27 protein-coding genes, 1 other RNA gene and 5 pseudogenes are annotated in these 24574 nt (G+C 69.9%); 18 read left to right on the plus strand and 15 right to left on the minus strand.

What is annotated here, in order from left to right; all coding sequences use genetic code 11:
- Positions 1 to 4 precede the first annotated feature (4 nt).
- Positions 5 to 101: signal recognition particle sRNA small type (ffs, locus tag C7T91_RS06705), an RNA gene on the minus strand.
- 181 nt (positions 102 to 282) lie between these two features.
- On the opposite strand from ffs, the gene C7T91_RS06710 reads away from it, so the two are divergent.
- The 5 genes from C7T91_RS06710 to C7T91_RS06730 all read left to right on the plus strand — a co-directional run bounded on the left by C7T91_RS06710 (position 283) and on the right by C7T91_RS06730 (position 2132).
- Positions 283 to 825 (plus strand): NADPH-dependent FMN reductase, encoded by a 543-nt coding sequence (locus C7T91_RS06710; RefSeq protein WP_108258593.1) that lies wholly within the window; start codon positions 283 to 285, stop codon positions 823 to 825.
- Between the two features lie 125 nt (positions 826 to 950).
- Complete coding sequence (locus C7T91_RS06715; RefSeq protein ID WP_108258594.1) at positions 951 to 1190, plus strand: hypothetical protein; 240 nt, start codon at positions 951 to 953, stop codon at positions 1188 to 1190.
- Positions 1157 to 1351, plus strand: coding sequence for a MotA/TolQ/ExbB proton channel family protein (locus C7T91_RS06720; protein ID WP_108258595.1), 195 nt, complete (start codon positions 1157 to 1159; stop codon positions 1349 to 1351). The genes C7T91_RS06715 and C7T91_RS06720 overlap by 34 nt, the downstream gene beginning before the upstream one ends.
- A complete protein-coding gene (locus tag C7T91_RS06725; protein WP_108258596.1) occupies positions 1348 to 1728 on the plus strand; it encodes an ExbD/TolR family protein in 381 nt (126 codons plus the stop codon). Before C7T91_RS06720 ends, C7T91_RS06725 begins: the two co-directional genes overlap by 4 nt.
- 2 nt (positions 1729 to 1730) lie before the next feature.
- A complete protein-coding gene (locus tag C7T91_RS06730) occupies positions 1731 to 2132 on the plus strand; it encodes an ExbD/TolR family protein (RefSeq protein ID WP_108258597.1) in 402 nt (133 codons plus the stop codon).
- A 15-nt stretch (positions 2133 to 2147) separates the two neighbouring features.
- On the opposite strand, the gene C7T91_RS06735 is transcribed toward C7T91_RS06730, so the two are convergent.
- Positions 2148 to 3026, minus strand: coding sequence for a LysR family transcriptional regulator (locus tag C7T91_RS06735; protein ID WP_108258598.1), 879 nt, complete (start codon positions 3024 to 3026; stop codon positions 2148 to 2150).
- 90 nt (positions 3027 to 3116) lie between these two features.
- Between C7T91_RS06735 and C7T91_RS06740 the strand changes: the two genes are divergently transcribed.
- The 4 genes from C7T91_RS06740 to C7T91_RS06755 are packed head-to-tail and all read left to right on the plus strand — an operon-like array spanning position 3117 to position 5624.
- The gene (locus C7T91_RS06740; RefSeq protein WP_108258599.1) at positions 3117 to 3764 is read left to right on the plus strand and encodes an MFS transporter; all 648 of its coding nucleotides are present in this window, start codon (positions 3117 to 3119) and stop codon (positions 3762 to 3764) included.
- Positions 3707 to 4642, plus strand: a complete 936-nt coding sequence (gene nqrF, locus C7T91_RS06745; RefSeq protein WP_108258600.1) for an NADH:ubiquinone reductase (Na(+)-transporting) subunit F — start codon at positions 3707 to 3709, stop codon at positions 4640 to 4642. The genes C7T91_RS06740 and nqrF overlap by 58 nt, the downstream gene beginning before the upstream one ends.
- Before the next feature lie 3 nt (positions 4643 to 4645).
- The gene (locus C7T91_RS06750) at positions 4646 to 5044 is read left to right on the plus strand and encodes a CBS domain-containing protein (protein WP_201742008.1); all 399 of its coding nucleotides are present in this window, start codon (positions 4646 to 4648) and stop codon (positions 5042 to 5044) included.
- Positions 5019 to 5624 carry a hypothetical protein gene (locus C7T91_RS06755; RefSeq protein ID WP_108258601.1) on the plus strand — a complete coding sequence of 202 codons (606 nt, stop codon included), beginning with the start codon at positions 5019 to 5021 and terminating at the stop codon, positions 5622 to 5624. Before C7T91_RS06750 ends, C7T91_RS06755 begins: the two co-directional genes overlap by 26 nt.
- Positions 5625 to 6275: 651 nt before the next feature.
- On the opposite strand, the pseudogene C7T91_RS34945 reads toward C7T91_RS06755, so the two are convergent.
- From C7T91_RS34945 to C7T91_RS06800, 6 genes and pseudogenes are all read right to left on the minus strand, one after another.
- Positions 6276 to 7032: pseudogene (locus C7T91_RS34945) on the minus strand (transposase); the annotation flags it as partial.
- A gap of 481 nt (positions 7033 to 7513) precedes the next feature.
- The gene (locus C7T91_RS06775; protein ID WP_108258603.1) at positions 7514 to 8206 is read right to left on the minus strand and encodes a calcium-binding protein; all 693 of its coding nucleotides are present in this window, start codon (positions 8204 to 8206) and stop codon (positions 7514 to 7516) included.
- A 647-nt stretch (positions 8207 to 8853) separates the two neighbouring features.
- Positions 8854 to 9180, minus strand: coding sequence for a Rossmann-fold NAD(P)-binding domain-containing protein (locus tag C7T91_RS06785; protein WP_108258605.1), 327 nt, complete (start codon positions 9178 to 9180; stop codon positions 8854 to 8856).
- Positions 9177 to 9914 (minus strand): class II aldolase/adducin family protein, encoded by a 738-nt coding sequence (locus tag C7T91_RS06790; protein WP_269100285.1) that lies wholly within the window; start codon positions 9912 to 9914, stop codon positions 9177 to 9179. Before C7T91_RS06790 ends, C7T91_RS06785 begins: the two co-directional genes overlap by 4 nt.
- Before the next feature lie 263 nt (positions 9915 to 10177).
- Positions 10178 to 10471 (minus strand): hypothetical protein, encoded by a 294-nt coding sequence (locus tag C7T91_RS06795; RefSeq protein WP_108258607.1) that lies wholly within the window; start codon positions 10469 to 10471, stop codon positions 10178 to 10180.
- Complete coding sequence (locus C7T91_RS06800) at positions 10468 to 11355, minus strand: hypothetical protein (protein ID WP_108258608.1); 888 nt, start codon at positions 11353 to 11355, stop codon at positions 10468 to 10470. Before C7T91_RS06800 ends, C7T91_RS06795 begins: the two co-directional genes overlap by 4 nt.
- A gap of 380 nt (positions 11356 to 11735) precedes the next feature.
- Here C7T91_RS06800 and C7T91_RS06805 point away from each other — a divergent pair, with 380 nt between their 5' ends.
- Positions 11736 to 12443, plus strand: a complete 708-nt coding sequence (locus tag C7T91_RS06805; protein ID WP_108258609.1) for a DUF1028 domain-containing protein — start codon at positions 11736 to 11738, stop codon at positions 12441 to 12443.
- A gap of 336 nt (positions 12444 to 12779) precedes the next feature.
- Here the strand turns inward: C7T91_RS06805 and C7T91_RS39155 are convergent, their stop codons facing one another.
- Together C7T91_RS39155 and C7T91_RS34950 are read right to left on the minus strand one after the other, a co-directional pair.
- Positions 12780 to 13484: a hypothetical protein gene (locus C7T91_RS39155; protein WP_407943264.1), complete on the minus strand. Its 705-nt coding sequence runs from the start codon at positions 13482 to 13484 to the stop codon at positions 12780 to 12782.
- The gene (locus tag C7T91_RS34950) at positions 13463 to 13816 is read right to left on the minus strand and encodes a hypothetical protein (RefSeq protein WP_108258611.1); all 354 of its coding nucleotides are present in this window, start codon (positions 13814 to 13816) and stop codon (positions 13463 to 13465) included. Before C7T91_RS34950 ends, C7T91_RS39155 begins: the two co-directional genes overlap by 22 nt.
- 97 nt (positions 13817 to 13913) lie before the next feature.
- On the opposite strand from C7T91_RS34950, the pseudogene C7T91_RS06820 reads away from it, so the two are divergent.
- Positions 13914 to 14468 (plus strand): annotated as a pseudogene (locus tag C7T91_RS06820) (IS5 family transposase); the annotation flags it as partial.
- Positions 14469 to 14600: 132 nt separating this feature from the next.
- Here C7T91_RS06820 and C7T91_RS06825 read toward each other — a convergent pair.
- Positions 14601 to 15491 (minus strand): aldo/keto reductase, encoded by an 891-nt coding sequence (locus C7T91_RS06825; protein WP_108258612.1) that lies wholly within the window; start codon positions 15489 to 15491, stop codon positions 14601 to 14603.
- Positions 15491 to 15823, minus strand: a pseudogene (locus tag C7T91_RS06830) (LLM class flavin-dependent oxidoreductase); the annotation flags it as partial. The pseudogene C7T91_RS06830 and the gene C7T91_RS06825, both read right to left, overlap by 1 nt.
- On the opposite strand from C7T91_RS06830, the gene C7T91_RS06835 reads away from it, so the two are divergent.
- The 4 genes from C7T91_RS06835 (at position 15806) to C7T91_RS39160 (ending at position 18768) form a co-directional block, all read left to right on the plus strand.
- Positions 15806 to 17206, plus strand: a complete 1401-nt coding sequence (locus tag C7T91_RS06835) for a glycosyltransferase family 2 protein (RefSeq protein ID WP_108258613.1) — start codon at positions 15806 to 15808, stop codon at positions 17204 to 17206. The pseudogene C7T91_RS06830 and the gene C7T91_RS06835 sit on opposite strands and share 18 nt — an antisense overlap.
- 119 nt (positions 17207 to 17325) lie before the next feature.
- Positions 17326 to 17463, plus strand: coding sequence for a hypothetical protein (locus C7T91_RS32295; RefSeq protein WP_161555776.1), 138 nt, complete (start codon positions 17326 to 17328; stop codon positions 17461 to 17463).
- 20 nt (positions 17464 to 17483) lie between these two features.
- On the plus strand, positions 17484 to 18464 hold the full coding sequence (locus C7T91_RS34955) for a hypothetical protein (RefSeq protein ID WP_236638069.1): 981 nt from the start codon (positions 17484 to 17486) through the stop codon (positions 18462 to 18464).
- Between the two features lies 1 nt (position 18465).
- Entirely contained in the window at positions 18466 to 18768 is a 303-nt protein-coding gene (locus C7T91_RS39160; protein ID WP_407943271.1) for a pentapeptide repeat-containing protein, read from the plus strand.
- A 6-nt stretch (positions 18769 to 18774) separates the two neighbouring features.
- Here the strand turns inward: C7T91_RS39160 and C7T91_RS06855 are convergent, their stop codons facing one another.
- Both C7T91_RS06855 and C7T91_RS06860 read right to left on the minus strand, forming a co-directional pair.
- On the minus strand, positions 18775 to 19998 hold the full coding sequence (locus C7T91_RS06855; RefSeq protein ID WP_201742010.1) for a PhnE/PtxC family ABC transporter permease: 1224 nt from the start codon (positions 19996 to 19998) through the stop codon (positions 18775 to 18777).
- 205 nt (positions 19999 to 20203) lie between these two features.
- The gene (locus C7T91_RS06860; protein ID WP_161555777.1) at positions 20204 to 21112 is read right to left on the minus strand and encodes a DMT family transporter; all 909 of its coding nucleotides are present in this window, start codon (positions 21110 to 21112) and stop codon (positions 20204 to 20206) included.
- Positions 21113 to 21476: 364 nt separating this feature from the next.
- Here C7T91_RS06860 and C7T91_RS06865 point away from each other — a divergent pair.
- A pseudogene (locus C7T91_RS06865) lies at positions 21477 to 21596 on the plus strand (lycopene cyclase family protein); the annotation flags it as partial.
- 28 nt (positions 21597 to 21624) lie between these two features.
- On the opposite strand, the gene ygfZ reads toward C7T91_RS06865, so the two are convergent.
- Positions 21625 to 22365, minus strand: coding sequence for a CAF17-like 4Fe-4S cluster assembly/insertion protein YgfZ (gene ygfZ / locus C7T91_RS06870; RefSeq protein ID WP_236638070.1), 741 nt, complete (start codon positions 22363 to 22365; stop codon positions 21625 to 21627).
- 101 nt (positions 22366 to 22466) lie between these two features.
- Here ygfZ and C7T91_RS32300 point away from each other — a divergent pair, with 101 nt between their 5' ends.
- Both C7T91_RS32300 and C7T91_RS34960 read left to right on the plus strand, forming a co-directional pair.
- Positions 22467 to 24056 (plus strand): DUF484 family protein, encoded by a 1590-nt coding sequence (locus C7T91_RS32300; RefSeq protein ID WP_108258618.1) that lies wholly within the window; start codon positions 22467 to 22469, stop codon positions 24054 to 24056.
- Positions 24053 to 24328, plus strand: a pseudogene (locus C7T91_RS34960) (site-specific integrase); the annotation flags it as partial. The gene C7T91_RS32300 and the pseudogene C7T91_RS34960, both read left to right, overlap by 4 nt.
- Positions 24329 to 24574 lie beyond the last annotated feature (246 nt).

Here is a 24574-nt window from a genome sequence, read left to right on the forward strand (position 1 = left end):
GTGGGGTGAGAGGCTGGACAACGACCCAAGCGGGGCTCGTTACGGCTGCTTCCTTCCGGACCTGACCGGGTTGGCGAGGTGCCTGCCCGCGCCAACCTCTCGAGCGGTCATCTACGCGTTGCAAACGGAGGTTTCAACCCCCTGCGGGCACGCAGGCGGACCAAGATATGCCCGTTTCGCGCCGATCTGTGTTCGCCTGCGCACATAAGTGCCGGTTTTCTTTCCCGTACATCGGAATATCTAGGGGGCCAGAGCTTAACAATTATCCGTTTGGAGCCCGTGATGAAAACTGTTGCCGTACTCGTCGGATCGCTGCGCCGCGACTCGATCAACCGCAAATTCGCCGAAGCGCTGGAGAAGCTGGCCGAGGGCAAGCTGAAATTCGACTATGTCGATCTCGACATGCCGCTCTACAACGAGGACCTGTGGGAGAACCCGCCGGCCGCCGTCACCGAGATGAAGCGCATCGTCGATGCCGCCGACGGGGTGCTGGTGCTGACGCCGGAATACAACCGCTTCATGTCGCCCGCGGTGAAGAACGCGATCGACTGGGGCTCGCGCCCCTATGGCAAGGGCTCCTGGAGCGGCAAGCCGGCCGCCGGGATCGGCGCCACCCCGGGCGCGCTCGGCGCGCTGGCGGGCATCATGTCGCTGATCACCCTGATGGGCGCGGTCGGCATGACCGTGATGACCCAGCCCGGCGTCTACATGAGCCTGCGCGATTCGAGCTTCGATGCCGAGGGCGGCATTGCCGACGAGGGCGCACGCAAGTTCCTGCAGGGCTTTGTCGACGCTTTCGCGGACTGGGTCGACACCAAGGCCTGACACGGCCCGGATGGCGGGCGGGCTGCGCGGAAAGCCGCGCGGTTCGCGAGGTCGTCATGACGGGGCAGGGAAAACTCGTGTAGGATCCGGGGCGAGACCCGCAACCTGCAGAGGCCCGTCGCCCCGTGTTCCAGCCGCATCTTGCCGCCATCCGCTTCGGCACCGGGCGCAGTCCGGTGCATCCCGACCCGGTCTCGCCGGAGGCCATGCTGGCCGCGCTGGCTGCGCCGGACGGCATCGCCGGGGCCTTTCCGGTCTCGCCGATGCAGGACGTCCTGCCCTGGGTGGAGCCCTACCGCGCGCTGCAGAAGGCGCGGCGGCAGGGCGGGCGATGCTGGCCGGCGGCATCTGGGAAGCCCTGCTGACCACCGCGGCGGGCATGGCCGTGGCGATCCCGGCCACCATGGCGCTGAGCTGGCTGGAAAGCGTCTGCGACCGGCTGGCGCATGACTTCGAAGACCTCGGCACCCGCGTCTTCCTCGCCCGCGACACTGCCGCGCCGCAATACCGGGCCGCCGCGGAATGAGCCTGTCCCTCGCCAAGCCCCGCCGCTCGCGCCGGCCCAGCCTCACGCCGATGATCGACGTGGTCTTCCTGCTGCTGGTGTTCTTCATGCTCGCTTCGCGCTTCGGCATCGACATGCAGATCCCGATGACGCTGGCGGGCGGCGGCGGCGGCTGGTCCGGACCGCCGCGGCTGGTCCAGGTCGAGGCCGGCAGCCTGGCGCTGAACGGCGTCGCCATGGCGCCCGAAGCCCTGGCCGCCGAGCTGGGCCGTCTGACCGAGGCAGCGACCGATCCGGTCGTGCTCCGGGCCGGCGAGGGCGCCGACGTGCAGCGGCTGGTCGAGGTGATGGAAGCCCTCGGCCAGGCCGGCTTCTCCAATCTGGTACTGGTGGAATAGCCATGCGACTTGCCTCTCCCCCCAAGCGGCAGCCGTCGGAGAGCATCATCCCGATGATCAATGTCGTCTTCCTGCTGCTGATCTTCTTCCTGATGACCGCGCAGATCGCGCCGCCGGCCCCCTTCGAGGTCGAGCCGCCCGAAGCCCGCAGCGAGGCCCAGCCCGAAGGCGAGCTGACTCTTCTGGTCGATGCCGATGGACAGCTCGGCTTCCGCGACATGGCCGGCGGCGACGAGGTCCTGCAGGCGGTCTCCGCCGCGATGGCCGACTGCGGCGACGGCTGTGCCGCGCCTCTGCAGATCCGGGTCGATGCCGCGCTGCCCGCGGCCAAGCTCGCCGCGCTGATGGCGCAGCTTCCCGCAGCCGGCATCCTCAGGGCCGAGATCGTGACGGCCTCGAAATGAAACGGCAGATCCAGTTCACCGCCTGCATTTGCGCGGCGCTCGCCGGCCATCTGGCGATCTTTGCCGCCTTCGCGAGGGATGAGGAAGGCGGCGCCTCCGGCGGCGCGGGCGGCTCTGCCGCTGTCTCCGTTCAGGGCAGTTCCGAAATGATCGCGGCAATGGTCGAGGAGTGGGAAACCCCGCCCGAGATCGCCCCCGAGCCGGCGCCGCCCGAAGCTCCGGCCGCACCGGAGCCGCCGCCCGCACCGGTGGCCAGCCCAACCGCATCCCCGCGCGCTCGGCCGCCATGTCGACGATCAGCCTGAGCCCGTTCTCGGCGCTCGGCAGCACCATCGGCACGCCGTCGAGCCGCGCGATCTCGGCGGGGGCGTCCAACAGCGGATGGCCCCGCGGCCCGACCAGCAGCAGCTCCTCGCGCACCAGCTGCTCCGCAGGCAGCTGTCCGGCGCCGCGATAGACCAGCGCCATGTCGAGATCGCCGCGATGCACCCAGTCGAGCAGGTGGCTGGTATAGCCCTGCTGGAGGTTCAGCCGGATGCCGGGATGCGCGCGGCGGACGGCCAGCGCGAAATCCGCGCCCATGATCGCGGCAGCCGAGGGCACCAGCCCGACCGCGACCTTGCCCTGCGGCGCCTCCTCCATGCTGCGCACGTCCTCGACGCCCTGTTCGAGCTGGCGCAGTAGCCCGGAGACCCGCGCCTGCAGCAGCTCTCCTGCCGCGGTCAGCGCCATGCCCTCGCGCGAGCGGGTGAAGAGCACCTGGCCGACCTCGTCCTCCAGCATGCGGATCTGGCGCGACAGCGCAGGCTGGGCGATGCGCAGCCGGTCCGAGGCGGCGCTGAGCGAGCCGGTCTCGGCGACGCGGAGGAAGGTCTGCAGCCTTCTGAGGTCCATCTATAGAATTCCGGCATGGATAACTTGCCTATATTGTAATTTCGGCATGGTGCGGCGTCCAGTAGGAGAGGCGGCGAAAAGGAGTCCGCCATGCCCGCCACGATCGCTGCCCCCGTCCTGCCGCTCGAGGACCGCCGCCCCGGCTTCGCCCGGATCTGCGCGGCGCTGGTGATGTGCGGCGCGACGGCCTTCTCGGCGCTTTACTTCGTGCAGCCGCTGATGCCTGTCTTCGCGCAGGAATTCGGCATCGGCGTGACCGGCGCGGGGATGAGCCTGAGCCTGCCGACCATCGCGCTGGCGCTCGGCCTCGTGGTCACCGGGCCGGTTTCGGACGCGGTCGGGCGCAAGCCGGTGATCCTGTTCTCCACGCTGATGACCGCCGTGCTGCTTCTCGCCATGGCGGCGGCAACCGACTGGACGATGTTCCTCGTCTTCCGGACGCTGCTGGGCCTGATCCTCGGCGGCATCACCGCGATCAACCTGGCCTGGCTGGCCGAGGAGATGGCGCCGGAGCACCTCGGCCGGGCGGTGGGCTACGTGCTGGCGGGCAATTCCATCGGCGGCATGGCCGCGCGGCTTCTGGTCGGCACGATGGTCGAGACCACCGGCTGGCGGCTGCCGGTGGCGGCGCTGGCCGGCGTGGCGCTCGTCTCGGCGATCCCGGCGCGGCCGAAAGGGGCATGCTCTCGGCCAGCGAGCGGCGCGGCCATGTCCGGCTGGCCTGCCAGGTCGCGGTGAAGGGCCCGGTCGCGGTCGAGCTGCCCGCCGATCTGCTGGAGGTCGAGACCCGCCAGTGCCGCGTCGCGTCGAACCGGATGCTGGCGCCCTTGATCCGCGAGCTGGTGCTGGAACTGCCGGGCGAGGAGAACCTTCAGTTCCGCGCGGGCAGCTTCATGCAGCTGACCGTCCCGGCCTACCGTCTGCCGTTCTCGCGCATCGAGGTGCCGGAGGACTACGCCGAGACCTGGGCCGATGCCGGCTGGCGCGGGCTGACCGCCACGGCGCCGGGGCCGGTCACGCGCGCCTATTCGATTGCCAACCGTCCCGGGGACCGCGGCCGCGCCGTGTTCAACATCCGCCTCGCGGTGCCGCCGCCGGGGCAGGAAGATACCGTTCCGCCGGGGCTGGTCTCGAGCTATCTCTTCGGGCTGAAGCCGGGCGATGCGATGGAGCTGTCGGGCCCCTATGGCGAGTTCCACGCCCAGCCCACGTCCCGCGAGATGGTCTTCGTCGGCGGCGGCGTCGGCATGGCGCCGCTGCGCGCGCTGATCCACGAACAGGTGGCGGCGGGCGCGCCGCGCAAGATGCACTATTTCTACGGCGCGCGCTCGGCGATCGACCTGTTCTACACGGAGGAATTCGAGGCGATCGCGCGGGACTGCCCGAATTTCGCCTGGACCCCGGCGCTCTCCGATCCGGCGCCCGGCGACCGCTGGACCGGCGCGACCGGCTTCATCCACGAGACGCTGGGCGCCGCGCTGCGCCGCCATCCGGCGCCGGAGGCCTGCGAATACTATCTCTGCGGCCCGCCCCTGATGATCGCCGCGGTCCGCCGCACGCTCGACCAAGCCGGGGTGGAGCCGGGACGCATCTTCAGCGACGATTTCGGAGGATAGCACATGGCGGAGGAGATGATCGCCGCGGTGATGCGCCGCGAGTTCCTGGCGCTGGCGCCGGAGCTGCCGATGCGCGAGGCGGTGACCCGGCTGGTCGCGGCGCGGGTCTCGGCGGCGCCGGTGCTGGATGCGGGGGGACAGCTCGTCGGCATCCTCACGCAGAAGGACTGTTTCGGCCCGGCGCTGAGCGCTGCCTATTACCAGCGCTGGTCGGACACGGTGGCGCATCACATGACGCGCGAGGTCGCGGTGCTCGATGCCGGAACCGAGATCGTCGCGGCGGCGGAGGCGTTCCGCGACCTGCCGCACCGCGCCTTTCCGGTGCTGGAGCATCGACGCGCTGCTCGCAGCGGCGGCGGAGGCCTTCGGCGGCACGGTGCGGCTCCGCGGCGAGATCGATGACGCCGCGCTGGCGGGCGGCGCCCAGGTCAATTCGCTGGTCTTCGCCGAGACCCGAGTCACCATCCGAGGCGATGCGGTCGACGGGCTGTTCCGGGCGAAATTCGCGGATTCCGAGACGGCGCGGGCCTTCGATGCCTTCGCGGACGAGGTCCTGGCCAAGGTGCGGGACACCGGCGCGCTGGCCGCCGGTCCCGACGAATTCCGCTTCGACATCGGCGATGCCCGGGTCTTCTACGATGCGGCGGCGGAGGCGTTCGGCCTGACCCCGGACATGGGCGGATCGGTCGAAACCTTCGACCGGCTGGAACGCTTCGTCGAGGCGATCGTCGCCGAAGAGGGCGGCACGGTCACCCGCACCTCCAATTTCTACGAACGCATCCTCGCCTGGGGCGACGGGAGCGATGCCGGGGCCGTCGCCGACGGCACCGGGCTTTCGGTCGCCGGCCGCGCGGTGACGCGCGGCTTCGAGGCGGAGTTCGCCAGCGAGGCCGAAGCGCAGGCCATGGCCGAGGGGCTGAACCGCCTGTTCGGCGAGATCGCCCTGACCGGCGCGGTGCCCGCGTCCTTCGACATCGCCTGATCCATGCCCCGCGCGGCTCCGGACATGTGCCGGAGCCCCGGCTCCCCCCAATTCCAGGATTTTCCCATGAGCAGCATCGTCTCCCTCAGCGACCTTTCCCTGCCGGCGCTCGGCACGTCCTCCATCGCCTTGCTCGATGCCCCGGCCTCGGGCCCGGAAGGCGGCTTTGCCGTCATCCCGGGCGACCTTTCCGGCATGATCGGCACCTACACGCTGATCTTCGACCTCCATGCCGGCTCGGACAGCGGCTGGTCCTATAACAGCCTGTTCCAGACCGACCTGTCGAACGGCTCGGACGGCGAGTTCTTCATGCTGCGCTCCGGCGACAGCTTCGGCATCGGCATTTCCGGCCAGTATGCGGGCGCGTTCGGCCTCGATGCGTGGCACCGGCTGGTGGTCACGGCGGAGATCGCCGAGGACGGCTCCAACCTGATGTCGGGCTATGTCGACGGCACCTATGTCGGCACGGTGGTGCAGGCTGACGGCCGGTTCCTGATCGATGCCGATGGCGGCTTCCTCATCCTGGCCGACAATGACGGCGAGACCGCGGCGCAGCAGCTCGGCGCCTTCGCCTTCCTGCCGCTGGCGCTCGACGGTGCGGCCGTCGCCGCGCTTGGCGGCGTGGACGCAGCAGGCACCGGCGCGGCGAACGCGGCCGAGGCGCCGGGTTGCCCGCAGGATGCCGTTGCACGGCAAGGCGGCAGGGCAATCCGCCTTCCTGAGGCGGCCGTCCTGCGGATCGGAATGACCCTCGTGCCTCCGCGCGCCAGGATCGCCGAGTGGCACCGCCGGGTATCGGAGGCGCCGCCAGCGGTGCCCGGAATTGCCCATCGCGGCGCATCGGTCCGCGCCCGATGGGCGACAGCGCATCCGCAGGCAGCTCGCCGGTGACTGTGCCGATGCCTTCGTCCTCCGGAAGCTGGTCGAGAAGGTCTGGAAGGACGGGGCTGTCGCCCTCGCGGCGGGCGGTGACTTCCGCCGCCTTGATGTCGCCGGTGCCCGTGTCCATTGCCAGATGGGCTTTGCGTTGCTGGCGACAGCCCGGATACCGTGCTTCCCCGCAAGCCACCCGCCGCCGCCCGGGACCTTGATGCCGGCGCTGTCCGCTGCCCGGAACGGCATTGCGCAGCAATGCCGGAGAGGGGACCAAAGGAGGTTCACGGGACCTTGGGCCCGGCAAAACGATAGCTCGACAGTGATCGTTCGACAGGCTTTCGCGGCCCCGCTGGCGCCACGGTCCCGTCACGCTCCAGCAGAGCATGGAAAAGCAGGGGGGCCGCCAGTCCAGCCCTGCCCTCTTGAGGATGCTGGAAACCATGACCGCCGCTTGCCGGAGCAGCAGTCCGAAGAGGGCATTCACGATCAGGCGGACCTGGATGGCAAGCTTCGGGCAGGGCGCCGCCCGCCCGGTCCTCAGGGAACCCCGCCGGAGGATTTGCCGCTTGCGCCGATCGGACCGGACTCCCCCGGATCGTCTTCTGATCGTCGTCGTTCAGGGAACACCGGCGGACGCCCGGGCTTGCCTGCGTTCGGCGCGGGCCATGTCCCGGTCCGGCCAGTCGAGCAGCGCCCCGCCACGCTTCAACGCATCGTTATAGGATTTCCAGTTCGCCGTGCGGTAGCGGGCAGGTTCTTGCTTCCTCAAGATGGGGGCTTGCCCCGTGGGATTCGCGACGTGGATCCCCGCGGCAAATGAGTTCCGCAACACTGCCAACGCAGTTTGCCTCGGGTCCGTCCGGCGCGATGTTTCCGCCATGGCCAGACGGAACCGGGGCTTGGAAACGCCCGCACCGGCTTCGCGGCCGCCGGGCTGGGTGCCGCCCCCATCTGCCCATCCCGAATCCTGCTCCGGCGCCAGGCCAAGCCGCTGGCGGCGGACCAAGCTCCTTTCAGGGACCGGCGGCCTCTCCTGCCGGCCAGGCGTCGAGCCGGGCCTGCTGGCGGCGGGCGAGCGTGTCGGCCTGCGCGCCGCCCTCGATCAGGTCGTCTCCGGCACCGCCCCAGATGTCGTCCCGGCCCTGCCGTCCGAAGAGCTGGTCGCCGCTGCCGAGCCCGGAAATCGTGTCATCGCCGCCGAGCCCGTCAATCAGGTCCGCGCCCGATGTTCCCGGCAGGGAATCCGGCCCCTCGGTCGGAACGGCGGTGGAGGCGGCCGATGCCGCAATCTCCATCACCGGGGCGGCTGGCGGCAACGTGACCTCGACTGGTCCGGAACTGCGGGCTGCGAGATAGCTGCCGGGGAGGATGCCTGCCGCGGCAACGGCCTGGCCGGTTGCCGGGTCGACGGGCAGAAGGATGCAGTCCGTCGAGCCCGCGCGCGCGATCACGGCCAGGCGGTGCGGGGCGCCCCCGTCCGGCGGCAGGAGGTCCGCGAAGTGCACCGAGACGATGTCGGCAGGGCTCCCGTCCGCCACTGCGACCTGCGTCGCCGCGGGGTCGGAGATGTCGATCCGCCCGTCCGCATCCTGGAATTGCACAGGCACGGCCGGGTCCAGCGTCAATGACCCGCCATCCGTGCCCGGACCGAAGACGGCATCGAGCAGGTTTTTCGGAACGACAAAGGCGTCGATGAAGAGTTTCATGAAAATTCCTCCCCCGAGAAAATCACGATTTCTTTACCTTGCGGCAGGTGCAACCGTAAGTAAACAACATATTAATTAGAACACCCATGACGTGCTCCTCCGCGAGGCCCGGATGACGGCATCCGCCGATCTGCTTCCGCGCAGGGGGGTGCCGGAAGCGGGCGGCATTTCTCCGGGACAGGCGCTGCCGCTCAAACCCGGCAGAGATGACGTGCCGGTTGCCGTGGCGCGGTTGCGCAAATCCGCTGGCGGCCAAGGCCCCGATTCCACTGGCGGCCTTGCCTGGTTGTCACCCGCTGTCCGAATTCCGGCGCTTCGGCCGCCCTTCCGGCTGCAGGCTGGGCGGTGCAGTCCGGATGGAGATCGGTCGCATCCCGCCACGGGGGCGCCGGGAGCTGGCAGAGCGGCGGCGGCGCATTGCTCGGCCCGAAGCTGCGGCGAGACATGCACCGTCAGGTGCGCCCAGTCCTCAACTTCGGCATTCCCCGGCGCCGGAAAAGCCTGTGGCAGAAGCGCTTGGCTGCAGACGCTTTGCGCCGCGGCCGGATCAGGATATCGGGACCGCCGCCGGTCGCGTCCGGCGCCCCAAGGTCGACCTTGCCCTCCATCCGGATGACGACCTCGCCGGGAGCCATTTGGGCTCTGACTCAATTTTGGTGCAGGGCTTTGAAATCGGCCATCTGCCGGGCCTGGTCGGGATCGACGAGCCGCGCGACCGGCATTCCGGCAGGCAGCCGCGGGTCGCGGTCCAGCCCGTCGGTCCCGGCGCCGAAGCAGACGACCTTGCGCACGGAGGCCGGCAGCGCCTCCATTTCGGGCGGCAGCTGCCAGGCCAGCAGCACGTCATGGCGCTCCGCCCGCGCCGCGGCCTCGTCCCAGCGCAGGAACCGGACCTCCGGACAGTGCTGCCGGAACGCCGCGAGATAGCGGTCGTCCCAGGCCAGCGGATCGGCGAGCATGACCGTCGTCGTCACGGCGTCCGGTCCTCCCAGGCGAGGCGGCGCAGCGCCTGCCATTCCAGATCTGCAGCGCCGTCGGGGTCGGAGTCGTATTGAGCGGCGGTACGGGCGCAGACCTCGGGAGAGGGCAGGCGCATCTTCATGCCGGTCGAGGCCGCCATGATCTGCATCCGGCAGGCCATCTCGAGATTGTACATCAGCGAGAACGCCTCGCCGATGCTGCGGCCCACGGTCAGGAGCCCGTGATTGCGCAGGATCATCGCCCGGTTGCTGCCCAGATCTGCGACCAGGCGGCTCTGTTCGTCCCTGTCGAGCGCGATGCCTTCGAACTCGTGATAGCTGACGCGGCCGTAGAACAGGAGCGATGTCTGGTTGAGCGGCAGGAGACCTTCCTCGAGCGAGCTGACGGCGACACCCGCGGGGGTATGGCAATGCACGACGCAGGCGGCATCCGGCCGGGCGGCATGGATGCAGCAATGGATCACCGCGCCCGCCGTGTTGACCGGCACCGGCGCGCCTTCGGCCTGCCGGCCGTCATGATCGATCACCACCAAGCTTTCCGGGGTGACGTCCTTGAACAGGTCTCCGTAGCGGTTGATCAGCAAATGGCCGGGCGAGCCGGGCAGCCGGGCGGAGACATGGGTATGGATCAGGTCATCCATGCCGAACCGGGCGATCAGCCGGTAGACGGCAGCCAGGTCCTGGCGGGTCTCGTCGATGGCGTCGAACATGGAAGCCTCTTCCTGCAACTGGTATCCCAGTGTGGTAGTTCTGCGGGAAAGCGGTCAATCCAGGATGCGGGACACGGAGGGACGTGCCGGAAACTGGCGATCAAATCGCCGGAATTCTGCCTGGGAGCACAAAACTTGGGCTGGAGCTTGACGGAAGAGGGCCGAGCGGCGGCCGAGTCGGGAGTCATCTGGTGACGTGCCGCTTCCGGCAGGGCGGCGCGCCGTCCGCGTCTCGGCTGCCGGAAACGCCGGCATTCGGCTCGAGCGCCGCAAGCGGCGCGTCAGCGGCGGCCTTTCCGGTTCCGGCATTCCGGCCGTTGGCGGAGGCCTTGAGCCGGGGCGGGCTTGCGCCGCGCCCGTGGAATGCGGCATCCCAGAGCATCCTCCGCCCGGTCCAACGCCAGTTTCGCCAGCCTCTGCACATCCGCGGCGGACAGGTCCGGAGCCGCCGCGGCCAGATCGGACCTCGCTTCCTCTTCTGCCGCGCGCAGCGCCTCGTGGTCGTCCGGCCGCAGACGGTCCGCCAGGCGCGCGACCACCTGCGCGAGCCGATCGTCGCTGAAGTGCCCCGTCATGGCAGCAACCTCCGCGCCATCGGCGCCGTGATCCCGAGTTCCGCCGCAACCCCGTCGATACATTGCGCGATCCCGTCGAGGTCGCCGGCGGCGAAAGCCGATCCGCTCAGAAGCGGCGCGGACCTCCAGCCGCCATGCCCCATCCAGGCATCGATCCGCCACCCGGCGACCCCGTCCCGCGTCATCCGGCTGCGCCATCCATGCCGGAAGCAGTTGCGCGGCAACCGCGGGATCGGCGCGCTCTCCCAGTGTTCGCTGCAGCGCAGCGGAACCGGCGTTCCGCCCGCATCAGGCAGCAGAAACAGCGGCGACACCTCCCCGGCCTGCGCCCGCCGGGCATAGGCGACGGCTTGCGGCGAGAACATGCGCCCCCAGGCGATGACATGGTCCAGCTGCGATCGTATTTCCCGGATCGTCACAGCCGCCAGGGAAGGCAGCGGCAGCCAGCGGCCGTCATCGACGGAGCGATTGCCCTTGTCGACGATCCTGATTGCGGCATGCGCGACGCCAGGGACAAGCTCCTGCAATTTGGGCAGAACCTCGCCATGTGGGCGCCGTCCGAGACACCACAGCAGCACCGCGGCGGCATGCGCCGCGAAGGCTCCGTGGACCTCGCGGGCCGCGGACGGCTTGCCGCGCTGCAGCCCGAGGGCCGCGTCCGCTGCGGCCTCCCCGCGCTCCCGGAAATACGCGGCAACCTTTTTGTCGGGCGGCACGCGGCGCGATCCGACCTTTGTCTTCGGGCCTGTCGGCACGATCACCGGATACGGCGGTGCCTCGCCGAACCACGCGGCAATGGCCGTGCGGCAGGCGCCATCCAGCGCGGACACGTCGGTCTGGAGGTAGTACAGCTGCGGTGTCGTGCGCGGATCAGCGCCGAGCACGAGCCCGGCAAGGCCGGTGTCGCAAGCCTGCGCATCGAGCGCCGCAGCCAGTGCCTGCGTGATCCGTCCCGGACGCGGGCTGCGCCCCGTCCCCGGCAGGTCCCGGAGAAAAGCCCGCGCTTCCGCCTCGAGATAGGCGGGATCATGGCCCCCCGACAGAACGGCCCGCAGCGGAGCCTGCAGCCAGTCCGGCAGGATGATCGCGAACCCGCCTGCAGGCGGGCGCCGCGCGCCGGTGACAGCGGGCGACGCGCTGGCCGACCTGCGGCGGCTGCATCGCGAATACCTTCCGCTCGTCGAGATCTACGCCGCCCGCTCGGTGGCGCCGCGGCCGTTCTGAGCCGCGCCCCGTCCCGCTGCCATTCCAGAGGAGTTCCGCAATGACCTTCACCATCGTCGCCCGCGACGCCGAGACCGGCGATCTCGGGATCTGCCTGGCCACCAGCCCGCTGGGCGTCGCCTCGCGATGTCCGCATGTGAAAGGCGGCGTGGCGGCGATCTCGTCGCAATGCCATTCCGACTGGCGCCACGGCCTCGCGGGGCTGAAGCTGGCCGGGCAGGGCTGGCCGCCCGAGCAGATCCTCGGCGCGCTGCGCCAGAAGGACCGGTTTTTCGACTACCGCCAGATCGGCATCGTCACCGCCGATGGCCGCGCTGCCGCGCACAGCCCGTCGCATGGCGCGGTCTGGACCGGGCATCTGGTCGGCGAGGGCTTCGTCGCTATGGGCAACAACCTGTCTGGGGCGGGCGTGGTCGGGGCGATCCATGACAGCTTTGCCGCGGGCGGCGGCGGCGGCTTCGGCGAGCGCCTCGTGCAGGCGATCGAGGCGGGCTATGCCGCCGGGGGCGAGACCATCGGCCAGCGCTCGGCCGGCCTGGTGATCTGCACCGCAGGGGTCGAGCGGCCGCTGATCGACATCCGTGTCGACATGGCCAATCCCTTGCCCGAAGAGGGCGGCGATGCCGTGCGCGACCTGCGGCGGCTGTTCGACGCCTATGGTCCCTTGGCGCCCTATTATGCCGGGGACTGGCTCGACAATCCGGAACTGACGCTGTCCGGCTACGCAGCAGCCCGGGCCATCGCTTGACGGCAATGCCCTGGGCCGGAGCGCAGGGCGGCGGCGCCAAGCCCGAACTTGCAGATGCAGCGCCTGTCCGGTTCGGCGCGCCGCTCCGCGCAACGCTGGTCCGGGCGCCACGCTTGCCTGTTCCGGCAGACCCGGCCGCCCTCCGATGCCCGCACTTTCGGGAATCCCGCGGCGAACCGCATCCGTGCCGCAGCGCATTCTTCGAGGCCAAGGCCTTCGGCATCGACTGCGCGGCACTGCTGGGCGATGACTGCAAGGAGATGCCGGTTGGCCGCGATCGGGGCATGGCGGCTATCCTCGTCGGCGTCGGCCAAGCGGAATCCTTCTTCCGCGACCTCATCGGCTGCGACAACCGTTTCGACTCTTCCGGCTGGAGATCGACCGGCGGCGGCCGGTACCTGCCACCTTCCCGGACCTGCCCCGGCGGCGCGGGGAGGAGGCCGCTCTTTCGGTCCCAATGCGCTCAGGCCGGGAGCGGGCTCGCGGCCTCCGGGGTGACGTCCGGCAGCGCCGCGATCCGCCGGATCCGGGCGCGGATCGCCGGATCGGGCGCTCCCGCGCCATGGCCGGGCCGGTCCGGGAGGTCGGGCCGGTCCGCGTCAGCGGCAAATCCGCCAGGGGAGAAGGCGAGATCCGGACGGGCTGGACGGCGGCCCTGCGCTTCGCCCGCCCGGCGCAGCAAACCGTGTTCCGGGAGCGCGGAGGACGAGCGCGCCGTCCGGGGGGACGGATCGCCTGGCGACTGCCGATGCCGCGGCGCGGACCGGACAGATCGCCGATCTGCTGCCGGTCTTCCACATGGCCAACAGGATCGTGGCAAGCTTCCGGCTGACGGCAACGATGGCCTTCTTCGTGCAGGTCCCCTTCGCGATCCGCAGGCCCCAGGCCTCGAGCGGCGACAGGATGCGCACCCGGCCGGAACGGCGGCAGCCCCGAAGCGCAGCCTGCGCACGCGGGCATCCCCGCCTTGGTGAGCCGGCCGGCGATGTCGGTCTTGCCGGACTGCCACCGTCGCGGCGTCAGTCCGAGCCACGCACCCACGTTGCGGGACCGGGAAAGCGGCCGGGATCGTCGACCGCGCTGCGGAAGCCCGGAGCCACGATGACGCCGACACCCGGCATCGTCATCGGAAGCCGGGTCACCGGATCGGACTTCGCGAGTGCCGTGAGCTGGCCGTCCAGCGCGTCCGGTTCGGCGATCAGCAAGGCGCGCACCCGCAGCATGGCCCCGACGAGGCCTTCGAGGATGTCATGGCCATCGGCAAGGTCGCGGGCCCGTCCTTCCCAGGTCTTCCGGGTCACGGAGCCGGTCCTCAGCCCGAAGTTGCGCAGCGCGGCCCGCGAGGAGTTCTCGGCTGCCCTGACTTTCTCCACCAGGAAGGTCCGCGCCGTCAGCAGCGCCAGGGTTTGCCGGGCATCCAGAGACTTGCCGTGGACGCGCTTGAACCAGCCCAGGCGGACCAGAAGGGCAATGGCGGGTCCGGACTGGCCGGTACCGGACTATTCGAGCCTGTGCGGGCACCAGGCTCGGATCGCCGTGCAGACCCCATATCGGGGTTCCGGCGCTCCCTTGAACCTGCTGATCGACAGCACCCGCATTCGCTTTCGTGGCGACGGTGAGTGGCTGGCGTTCAAGCACGGTGCGATGCGCAGGCGCGAATGGCGGAAGGTGCTTTTGGCAATGGACACCGCTACAGGCGATATTCGTGCAGTCGGGTTCACCTTGGGCAGGCAGGGTGACAGTCCCGGCCTGCCTGATTTGTTGACGCAGATCCCGGAAGAAGAAGACATCGAGACGGTCACTGCCGATGGCGCCTGCGATACACGCCGTTGCCGTGCCGCGATCCTCGAGCACGGTGCAGACCCGATCATACCGATCCGGGGGACTGTCTGCCCGCCGGATGAGCGCGAGCTGAGACGCAAGGAGAAGGCTCTGGCGGAGGCCGCGGCGCTAGGGTCGCGGCGACCATGGCCGCGATGGCTGCCACGCCGAGCCAGCGCCCGGCCGCCAGCAGCCCGCTGTTGACGGCGCCGAGGAGGCGCGCCGCCGCGATCAACGGCTTCATCCGATTTCCTCCCCCGGGGGACCACGTTTGGGTTCCTCATAGCCCATGCCGGGGCGGAGCGCCCTACCCTGGCGCGAAAAAAGTCGCGCCGGTCACGCGACTTCGCGGCCGAGCGCGGCCTCGTAGAGGCGGAACCAGTCCTCGCGTCCCAGCGCGACCTGCGCCGCCTCGCCGATCCGGGCGATCCGCTCCAGGCTGTTGGTGCCGAGCACCGGCAGGATCCTGGCGGGATGCGCCAGCAGGAAGGCCACCGCGATGGCGGCGCGGTCGGTGCCGTGCTGCCGGGCGAGATCGTCCATGATGTCGGCGAGATGGCCCTTGCCGGTCATCAGGCTGCCGCCGCCCAGGGGCGACCAGGCCATGACCGCTTCCCGGCGGCGCTGGTGGAAGGCCAGGTCGCCGTCGGTGAAGGGCGCGACCCGCGACAGCGAGATCTCGATCTGGTTGGTGACCAGCGGCTGCGCCATCAGCGACTCCAGCAGCTCGACATCCCAGGGCCGGAAATTCGACACGCCGACGCTGCGCACCTTGCCCGAAGCCACGAGGTCGTCGAGCGCCTGGCCGGTCTCCTCGTGATCCATCATCGGATCGGGGCGGTGGATCAGCAGCAGGTCGATCCGGTCGGTGGCGAGGTCCCGCAGGGAATGATCGACCGCGGCGAAGATATGGGCGCGGCTGGTGTCGTAATGCTTCACCCTGGCATCGGCATGGCGGCCGACCGGCGCGACGATGCCGCATTTGGTGACGATCTCCATCTGCTCGCGCAGACCCGGCGCGGCACGCAGCGCGTCGCCGAGGATCGCCTCGGCGGTGTAGCCGCCATAGATGTCGGCTTGGTCGAAAGTGGTGATGCCCTGCGCCAGGCAGGTCTCGATCTTGGCCTGGACATGCTTCGGCGAGGTGTCGGCATCGTCGCCGATCCGCCACATGCCGTAGACGAGGCGCGAAAAGGTCAGGTCGGGGGCAAGGGACACGCGTTCCATCAGCGGCGGACTCCGGCGGCAAGAGGGGTTGCGGGGGGCGCGGCGGGCACCCGCCCGTATTCATGGGGCAGCGAGCAGGTCTTCAGATGGGGCAGCACCAGGCGGCCGACCTGTTCGCATTCGTCGATATGCGGATAGCCCGAGAGGATGAAGGCGCGCATCCCCATCTTCCGGTAGCGCTCGAGTTTGGTCAGCACCTGGTCGGCCGAGCCGACCAGCGCCGCCCCGCAGCCCGAGCGCGCCCGGCCGATCCCGGTCCAGAGCCCCGGCTCGATGAAGCCGTCGGCATCGGCGCTGTCGCGGGCCCTGGCCTGATGGCTGACGCCGAGCGAATGCCGTTCCGCACCGGCGCCGGGCTGGCCGTCGCGGCCTGCCTGCTCGGCGGGATGCTGTCGGTTCCCTGGCTCTGCGCCATCCTGCTGCTCGTCGCCTGCCTCAGCCTCGCCGGGCTGACCGTGCTGAAATGCGCCACGCTCTTCGCCCGCGGGACGCCGCCCCAGGGGGCGGAGATCCTGGAGCTGCATGGCGACGGCCGCCCCGGCCAGCTGCCGGTGATCTCGATCCTCGTGCCGCTCTACCGCGAAGAGCGCATTGCCACAGAACTGGTGCGGCGCCTGGAAAAGCTCGACTATCCCGAGGCGCTGCTCGATGTCTGCCTGGTGGTCGAGGCCGATGACAACGTGACCCATGCGACGCTGTCGGCCAGCCAGCTGCCGGGATGGATGCGGGTGCTGACCGTCCCCGACGGCCGCCTGAAGACCAAGCCCCGGGCGATGAACTACGCGCTGGATTTCTGCCGCGGCAGCATCGTCGGCATCTATGACGCCGAGGACGCGCCCGAGCCCGGCCAGCTGCACCAGGTGGCCGACCGCTTCGCCTCCGCCGGACCGCGCGTCGCCTGCCTGCAGGGCTGCCTCGATTTCTACAATACCGGGCTCAACTGGATGTCGCGCTGCTTCACCATGGAATACGCCGCCTGGTTCCGGGTGATGCTCCCGGGGGTGGCCAATCTGGGACTCGCGGTGCCGCTGGGCGGCACGACGGTGTTCTTCCGCCGCAGCGTGCTGGAAACCCTCGGCGGCTGGGACGCGCACAATGTCACCGAGGATGCCGATCTGGGCATCCGCCTGGCGCGGGCGGGCTATGTCACCGAAATCCTCGACATGACCACTTGGGAAGAGGCCAATTGCATCCCCTGGCCCTGGATCAAGCAGCGCTCGCGCTGGCTGAAGGGCTATGCGATGACCTATGCAGTCCACATGCGGCAGCCGCGGCTGCTGTGGCGCGAACTCGGGGCGCGCCGGTTCTGGGGCTTCCAGGCGATGTTCCTCGGCACGCTGGTCCAGTTCATGCTCGCCCCGCTGCTCTGGTCGCTCTGGGTGATTCCCTTCGGCATCGCGCATCCGGTGCGGGAGGTCGTGCCCGATCCGCTGATGGCGGCGATCGCGCTGTTCTTCGGGCTGAGCGAACTGGTGATGGCAGCGATGGCGGCAATGGCGCTGCACCGCACCGGACGGCTGAGGCTGCTGCCCTGGGCGCTGACCCTGCCGCTCTATTTCACGCTCGCGAGCGCAGCCGCCTGCAAGGCGCTCTTCGAGATGCTGCACAAGCCGTTCTACTGGGACAAGACCCAGCACGGCATGTTCGGCGGCGCGATTTCCGGCAGCGCCGCGCTGCGGGTGATCCGCGGCGGCAGCAAGCGCGAGGCCGCCTGACCCTGCCCGTTCCGCGTCCGGGACGACCGCGCCGCCGCTGCGGTCCTCAAGCCGCGTCACCCAAATTCAGCCATAGCTCTCTTTTCCAGAGCCACGGACTGCGACAGTCTTGCCACATTATGACCAACCGCCTTTTCCCCCATGGCCGCCCGCGCGCCGCGCTCCCTGTCAGCCTGGAACAGGACGGCAGGGACCTCGCCATCGCGCGGATCAACGACCTGACGCGGGTCGGCGGGCAAACTGGTTCGGGCTCCTAGCCTATCAGGCCTTCGTCACGGTGACGCTGCTGGGCGTCGAGGATATGGACTTCTTCCTCGACAGCCGCCAGACCGAGCTGCCGCTGGTCGGCGTGTCGATCCCCACGACCAGCTTCTTCGTCGCCGCCCCGATCCTCGGCGCCGCGCTGCACGTCTACCTGCATCTCTTCGTGCGCAAATGCACCGCCGCGCTGATGGTCCCTCCGGCGCATGTCAACGGCACGCGGCTGGAGGTGCATGTCCTGCCTTGGCTGCTCAACGACCTCGTCCTGCGCTGGCGCAAGGACGGATCGGCAGAGGCCCGCCCGCTCGACCTGCTCGCCACGGTGACGGCGATCCTGCTGGTCTGGTGCGCCGGGCCCCTGGCGCTGGGATACGCATGGTGGCGCAGCTGGCCTGCCCATGACTGGGTGATGAGCTATTCGGCCCTGACCTGCGCGCTCTTTGCACTCCATGCCAGCCTTGCCAGCTGGTCGCGCCTGCGGGATGACCTGAAGGGGCGCAAGGGCATTTTCACATGGCGCCACGGTCTCGCCATCGCCGCCACGCTGGCAACCGCGACGGCGACGGCGACGCTGACGCAGATCAAGACCGTGGACGACAGCTTCGGACCGGTCAACTTGGCGCCGATAGTGGCATGGATTGCCGACCGGAGCCCCGTCCCGCCAAATCTCGCGCTCGCCTCCGCCGGCCTCCGCGAAGAGGTGCTGCCCCCCTGCCTGCGGACTGGCTTCCCTGCGAGATCCACAAGCGCCGCTTCCGCAACGAATGGTGCGCGCGCGAGGGGCTGGATGCCGAAACCTGCGGCCCGCCGCATTTCTCGGATGCGGAAAAGATGCCGCATCTGGACAGGCTGCGGGAAGTCTGGTGCAAGCACTGGTCCCGGCGGCTCGGGGCGGAAGACTGCGCCGCCTTCTTCGCGGCGCCCGACCCGAGGCCTGGGCGACGGAGCGCAGCACCAAGCGCGGGACACTGACCCGCTGGGCCCCGGACCATGCTGACCTGCGCGGCGCCGATCTCAGCTCCACCGGGCTGCAGGCGGCAGACCTCCGCTTGGCGCGGATGCAAGGGGCACTCCTCACGGAGGCGTATCTGGCCGGAACCCGAGAGGCCGCCATTGCGTTGACCGGCACGAACCTGAGCGCGAGCACAAACAATGGCGGCGCGCTCAGATTCGCTGTAATCGGTGCATCGGTTCCCCGGATCCGGAGTTGGAGCCAGGACGGGCGGGTGCATTACGAGCTGGTCCGCCCGGCGGCGCCGACCCAGCCGGAAAGCCCGGTCGTGGCGCAGCAGCCGGAGTAACCTTCGTCAGCAGGTGTCGGGCTTGACCTCGTGCGGCGTGGAGGCGCGCAGGCGCGCGCGGATCGCGCGGCTGAGCGCATCGACCGCCGCCGTCATCAGCCCGCAGGCGATCAGCAGCACCAGCGCCCGGTCGAGCCGGAGCTGCTGCATCGCCGTGTCGACATAGAAGCCCAGCGTCGCGACGCCCAGAAGGCCCATGACGGCGGTCTCGCGCAGGATGATCTCCCAGCGGTAGAGGCAGAGCGCCAGGAACGGCCCGAAGAGCCGCGGCACCAGCTCCCAGCCCCAGAGGGTCAGGCCCTTCGGCGCATCGGCACGCAGCTCGCGGGTGACGCCGGCGGCTTCGCGCCCGGTCAGATGGGCGATGATCGCGCCGTTATGCAGGGCCAGCGCCAGCACCGCGGGCAGCATCGACGGGCCGAAGATCTGCAGGAAGAGATAGGCCAGCATGTATTCGGGGAAGCTGCGCAGCAGGATCAGCACGAGGTCCGCGCCCACGCGCCCGGCGCGTCCCGCCACTTCGCGGACCACCAGGCCGAAGCCGAGGAAGGCGATCGCCCCGGTCAGCGCCAGCGCGATCTGCCCCGCCACCAGCGTCGACCAGAGGCCGGGGAGGATCTCGCCGGTGAGCCGGTCGCCGAGCCAAGGGGCCAGCCCCGCCCAGTCGCCGTTCCGGACCGGGGCCGGGACCATGTCATGGAGCGCGCGAAGGAGCGCGCCCTGGCCCATCGGCGGCACCGGGATGCTGGCGAGCAGCCCGAAGGCCGCGAGGATCCAGACCGGCACGGCGCGCGGCCGCATCCAGAGCCGGATCGTCGCGATCAGGAGGACATAGACCGCCATGACGGCGCTGACCGCGCCGTAATTGCCGATCTTGAAGAAGGCGTCGAGCTGGAAGCCCAGCGTCGGCAGGCCGACGAAGCCCAGCACCGCCGAGGCGCGCATCCCGCATTCGAAGCGGTAGAGCCAGTAGCTCCACATCGGCCGGATCGCCAGCGGCGCGCGCGCCCAGAGGAACCGGGTCAGCGGATCCGCCTTCGGCCCCAGCCAGGCGGCGGGGCGCGGGTCGGCCTCCTCGATCTGCTCGGCGAAGACCTTGGCGAAGATGCCCGTGTAGGGCAGGGCGATGGCCAGCACCCCCGCCGTCGGCCCGAGCCCGATCGCGGCGATCAGCAGGAGCGCCCAGAACAGCTCATGGACGGAGCGCAGCGCGATCGCCGGAAGGCGCACCGCGCGCAGGTGGTAGAAGGGCGCGAGGACCAGCCCCGCGAGGCCGCCGATGGTGACGCCCGCCAGCGCGAAACCGACGGTCAGGGCGGTGGCGCGGACGATGTCCTCGACCGCGGAAAAATCGGGCCGCAGGAGCTCCCGCGCCGGACTTGATCCGGCGCCTCCCGGCCCTCAATCCCCGGCGCGTCTCCTGTGGCGCGCCGGGTCAGCCGCCTTGCGCGGCCGGGCGCTTCAGCGACATCCCGATCCCCGTCACCGCCAGCGCGATGGCTGCGACCTGCAGCTGGCTGGGAATGCTGTGCAGCATCGGGATCGCCATCAGGATCGCCATCGGCGGCACCATCGCGAAGAACAGCGAGGCCCGCGCCGCGCCGAGCCGCGACACCGTCAGCGCAAAGAAGGCGAAAGCCAGCGCACCGCCGCCCACGCCCTGGTAGAGCACCTGCTCGGCCCAGCCCGAGGCGGCGACCGCCGGCCAGTCGGCAAGCAGCAGGTAGACCGGCGTCACCGCTGCCCCCGAGATCACCGTGATCAGCGACGCGACCTGCAGTGCCGGCAGCTTCCAGCGGCCGACCAGATAGGTATAGCCGCCCCACATCGCCCCGCCGGTGGCGAAGCCCGCATCGCCGAGAAAGGTCGAGCCGCTCAGCTCCTCCGGGGCGGAGGAGGCATCGATGCCGACCAGCGCCAGCCCGGCCACCATCAGCCCCATGCCGCAGAGGCGGCGCTGCGAGGGCCGGTCTCCGTCGAGCAGCCAGACCAGCAGGTTCGCCGTCATCATAGAGGCGCAGGGCGTGATGATCACCGCATGGCTCAGCGGAGAGGCCTGGAAGCTCGAGGCGATCACGAAGGCAAAGGCCGGTCCAGCCAGCAACGCCAGCGGCAGGAAGCGCCGGGCCGGGATGGCAGGCGCGCTGCGTGCCAGCCACAGCACCGGCAGCATCACCAGCCCGCCGCCGAAAAAGCGCAGGAAGACCAGGTCGGCGGCGCGGAACCCGTCTGCCATGCCGATCTTCGAGCCGATATTGTACATGCTCCAGATGAGCACGGTGATGGAACCGAAAATGGTTCCGGCAAGGTACGGATGTACCTTCGGAAAATCTATGCGTGTCATTGCGTTCTGCTTCTGTTGCGCCGGAAGGCCCGGGCCGGCCGGATGTCTCTTGGCCGCGCGGATCCGCTGTCTCCAACAAAATTTGCGATTAATGAACGTGTTAGTCAAGTCGGACATCCGCTGCGCCGGATGAAATTTCCCGTTCCAACAGAATGACTTGACCAGGGCGGGAAGCAGGGTTGCGGCCTCCGAATGGCGCTGCGTCCGCAGAAAAGGCGCATCCGTGGTAAAGATTAGTCATTGACGAAGAAAGTCGCATATGGATAACTCCGGTCCAGAGGAGGCTGCCAGCGTCGGCGCCCCGGCGGGAGAGGCCGGGCGCATCGGGACCGGGCGGCAGAAGACATGACATGGGAGGAAGGACATGACGGATTACATCGTCATCGGCGCAGGCTCTGCCGGCGCCGTGCTCGCGAAAAGGCTTTCGGCGGACCCGTCGGTCAAGGTTACCGTGATCGAGGCCGGCGGCTGGGACCGCAGCCCGAGAACCCGGCCGCGCTGGCCGCGCTGGCTCACGCTTCTTCGAGCACCGCCACGCTGGCCGCGCCCGCCGTCATCGCGTCGCCCACCCGGTCGAAGCGCAGGAAGGCGAGGCCGGTGCCCTCCGCCTGGCTGTAGAGCGTGCCGGCGGTCACCCCGCCCGACAGGATTTCGGTGCCGACCGGCACGGGTTCCGAGACCGAGACCCGCTTCAGCCCCTTGCGCAGCTCCAGCTTGTGCTTCATCCGCGCGACGATTTCCTGGCCGACGAAGCAGCCCTTGCGGAAATCGACGCCGTTGAGCCGGTCGAAGCCGACCTCGAGAATGTAGGTGTCGTCGGGGATCAGCTCGACCCCGGCCTCGGGCACCGCGAGCTTCACCCGGCGGGCCTCGATCTCCTGCGCGACTTCGGGCGACTCGGCGAGGTCGGTGCCGTAGCGGCGCCAGCCCAGATCGGGATGGCGCGGATCGGCGAAGCCGTCGGCGGGGACTGGCCCGAGCCCGCGCTCCACCGACAGCTCCGCCGGTTCGATCGCCACCTTGGCGCGCAGCTTGTACATCGCCAGCTTCTGCGCCACGGCGGCAGCCTGGCCGCCGGGCAGATCCATCAGCACCGCGTCGGGGCCGTCCGGGATCAGGAAGAAATCCGACATGTACTTGCCCTGCGGCGTCAGCAGCGCGGAATAGACCGCGCCCGCGTCGAGCCGCTTGGTGTCGTTGGTGATCAGGCCCTGCAGGAAGTCGCGGGCCTCCGGTCCGGAGATGCGCAGCACCGTCCGTGGCCGTTGAGTTTGGTCTGGCAGCAATTTAGGTCTCCCGGTAAGGGGCGCGTTCGGGGTCAAAGATGACCTAAACGCTCAGGAAAGGAAAGGTCATGGCGGCGCCGATTTCGGTTGTGATGCCGGTTTTGAACGCCGGCGATGTCTTGCCAAGCACGTTGCAGGCCGTTCTGCCCGCCCTGACCGCGGGGCTGGTGCATGAACTGATCTTCGCCGATGGCGGTTCGGCCGATGCGACGCTGGAGATCGCCGACGAGGTGGGGGCCGTGGTCGTGCCGGGTCCGCCGGGGCGGGGCGGACAGCTGGCGCGCGGCGTGGCGGCGGCCTCGGGCGAGTGGATCCTGGTGCTGCATGCCGATACGCAGCTGTCGGGCGACTGGGTGAAGGCGCTGGCCGGTCACATGGCGGCAGGGCCGGACCATGCGGGCTATTTCCCGCTGCGCTTCCGCGCCTCGGGGCTGGCGCCGGCCTGGGTGGCAGGCTGGGCCAACTGGCGCGCGCGGGTGCTGGGGCTGCCCTATGGCGACCAGGGCCTGTTCCTGTCGCGGCGGCTCTATGACCAGACCGGCGGCTATCCCGACATTCCGCTGATGGAGGACGTTGCGCTGGCGCGGGCGCTCAAGGGGCGGCTGCGGGCGCTCGACGGCCTCGCCGAAACCAGCGCGGCGCGCTACGAGGCCGAGGGTTGGACACGGCGCGGGGCGAAGACCGCGCCCTTGGCCGCGCCGCGGCGAAGCCCTGCAGCTCGGGCCGCAGGATGCGGACGATCTCGCGGTCGGGCCAGGCGCCTTCGGCGACGGGTGCGGGACCGTCGCCCAGCGGGACGACATGGGCGGCAGGGGGAAAACCGGACATCGGATCACTCGTTCTCTGAAGGACACGCCCCGAGCCTGACGGCCCGCGCGGCGCCGTCAAGGGTTCGGAGATTCCCTTGCGGCGGAAAATGGGGTAGCCTCGCAGCAAACAAGAAGACCGAGGCACCAGAGCAGATGACCCATATCGAAACGGCGAGCGCCGTGAAGCCGGACGTGCGCGACCAGATCCTCAGGAATGCGGCCGCCGTGCTGGAGGACACCGAGCTGATGGCCGCGCTGATCGCCGCCGATGACGGGATGCGCGGCAAGAACGTGATCGACCTCAGGGGGCTGGCGATCGCGCGGCTGGAGGACCGGCTGTCGCGGCTGGAATCCACGCATCAGAACGTCCTGTCGGCCTCCTACGAGAATGTCTCGACCACCACGCAGGTGCACCGCGCGATCCTCTCGATGATCGCGCCCTTGCAGCTCGAGGCCTTCCTCGACTGCCTCGGCAGCGACGTGGCGGACATCCTGCGCGCCGCCTCGATCCGGATCCTGGTCGAGGGCCGCATGCCGATCGAACACGAGGTGCTGGTGCCGGTGGGCGTGGGCGACATCACCCGCTACATCGACAGCTGGCGCTCCGGCCGCCCGGTGCCGATCGCGCTGCGCCGCGTCCCCGGGAAAATGCCCCGCCTGCATGACGAAAGCCGCGGGCCGATCCGCAGCGAGGCGCTCTACCGGCTGGAGCTGGGCGACACCGCCCCCGCCGCGCTGCTGGCGATCGGCGCTGCCGATCCCGACCAGTACCTGCCGAGCCACGCGACCGACCTGCTCGAACTCTTCGGCCGGGTCTGCGAACGCACCCTGCGGGGGCTGCTGGCGTGATCGACCTCCCCCCCGCCACGCGCGACCTGCTGGAACGCTGGCTGACCTCGCTGAGGGCGCTCGACGATGCGTCGAACGCGACGATCCTGGCCTATGGCGGCGACCTGCGCGACTATCTGGGCTTCATGGCCGGCTATCTCGAGGGCGGCGCCGCACCGTCCAGCCTGCGCGGGGTCGACCTGACCGCGATGCGCGCCTGGATGGCGCACGAAACCGGCAAGGGGCTGGCCGCGCGGTCGCGCGCCCGGGCGCTCTCGGCGGTCAAGAGCTTCTACAACTGGTGGTCCGAGCGCGAGGGCTTCGACGTCACCGCCGTGCTCTCGACCCGGTCCCCGCGCTATACCCGCAAGCTGCCCCGGCCGCTGACCGAAGATGCCGCCAAGGCGCTGCTGGAAACGGTGGAGCTGCAGGCCCGCGACCCCTGGGTGGCGGCGCGCGACGTGGCGGTGGTGACGCTGCTCTATGGCTGCGGGCTGCGCATCTCCGAGGCGCTGGGGCTCGATGCCGGCCAGGTAGCC

The organism is Mangrovicoccus ximenensis (assembly GCF_003056725.1).
GTDB lineage: Bacteria > Pseudomonadota > Alphaproteobacteria > Rhodobacterales > Rhodobacteraceae > Mangrovicoccus > Mangrovicoccus ximenensis.

Bases quoted from the DNA above. Each gene is read 5' to 3' on its own strand.
- C7T91_RS06710 (WP_108258593.1), top strand. From the start codon at position 283: ATGAAAACTGTTGCCGTACTCGTCGGATCGCTGCGCCGCGACTCGATC.
- C7T91_RS06720 (WP_108258595.1), top strand. From the start codon at position 1,157: ATGCTGGCCGGCGGCATCTGGGAAGCCCTGCTGACCACCGCGGCGGGC.
- C7T91_RS06725 (WP_108258596.1), top strand. From the start codon at position 1,348: ATGAGCCTGTCCCTCGCCAAGCCCCGCCGCTCGCGCCGGCCCAGCCTC.
- C7T91_RS06730 (WP_108258597.1), top strand. From the start codon at position 1,731: ATGCGACTTGCCTCTCCCCCCAAGCGGCAGCCGTCGGAGAGCATCATC.
- C7T91_RS06735 (WP_108258598.1), bottom strand. From the start codon at position 3,026: ATGGACCTCAGAAGGCTGCAGACCTTCCTCCGCGTCGCCGAGACCGGC.
- C7T91_RS06740 (WP_108258599.1), top strand. From the start codon at position 3,117: ATGCCCGCCACGATCGCTGCCCCCGTCCTGCCGCTCGAGGACCGCCGC.
- nqrF (WP_108258600.1), top strand. From the start codon at position 3,707: ATGCTCTCGGCCAGCGAGCGGCGCGGCCATGTCCGGCTGGCCTGCCAG.
- C7T91_RS06750 (WP_201742008.1), top strand. From the start codon at position 4,646: ATGGCGGAGGAGATGATCGCCGCGGTGATGCGCCGCGAGTTCCTGGCG.
- C7T91_RS06775 (WP_108258603.1), bottom strand. From the start codon at position 8,206: ATGAAACTCTTCATCGACGCCTTTGTCGTTCCGAAAAACCTGCTCGAT.
- C7T91_RS06795 (WP_108258607.1), bottom strand. From the start codon at position 10,471: ATGACGGGGCACTTCAGCGACGATCGGCTCGCGCAGGTGGTCGCGCGC.
- C7T91_RS06805 (WP_108258609.1), top strand. From the start codon at position 11,736: ATGACCTTCACCATCGTCGCCCGCGACGCCGAGACCGGCGATCTCGGG.
- C7T91_RS06825 (WP_108258612.1), bottom strand. From the start codon at position 15,491: ATGGAACGCGTGTCCCTTGCCCCCGACCTGACCTTTTCGCGCCTCGTC.
- C7T91_RS06835 (WP_108258613.1), top strand. From the start codon at position 15,806: ATGGCTGACGCCGAGCGAATGCCGTTCCGCACCGGCGCCGGGCTGGCC.
- C7T91_RS32295 (WP_161555776.1), top strand. From the start codon at position 17,326: ATGACCAACCGCCTTTTCCCCCATGGCCGCCCGCGCGCCGCGCTCCCT.
- C7T91_RS06860 (WP_161555777.1), bottom strand. From the start codon at position 21,112: ATGACACGCATAGATTTTCCGAAGGTACATCCGTACCTTGCCGGAACC.
- C7T91_RS32300 (WP_108258618.1), top strand. From the start codon at position 22,467: ATGGCGGCGCCGATTTCGGTTGTGATGCCGGTTTTGAACGCCGGCGAT.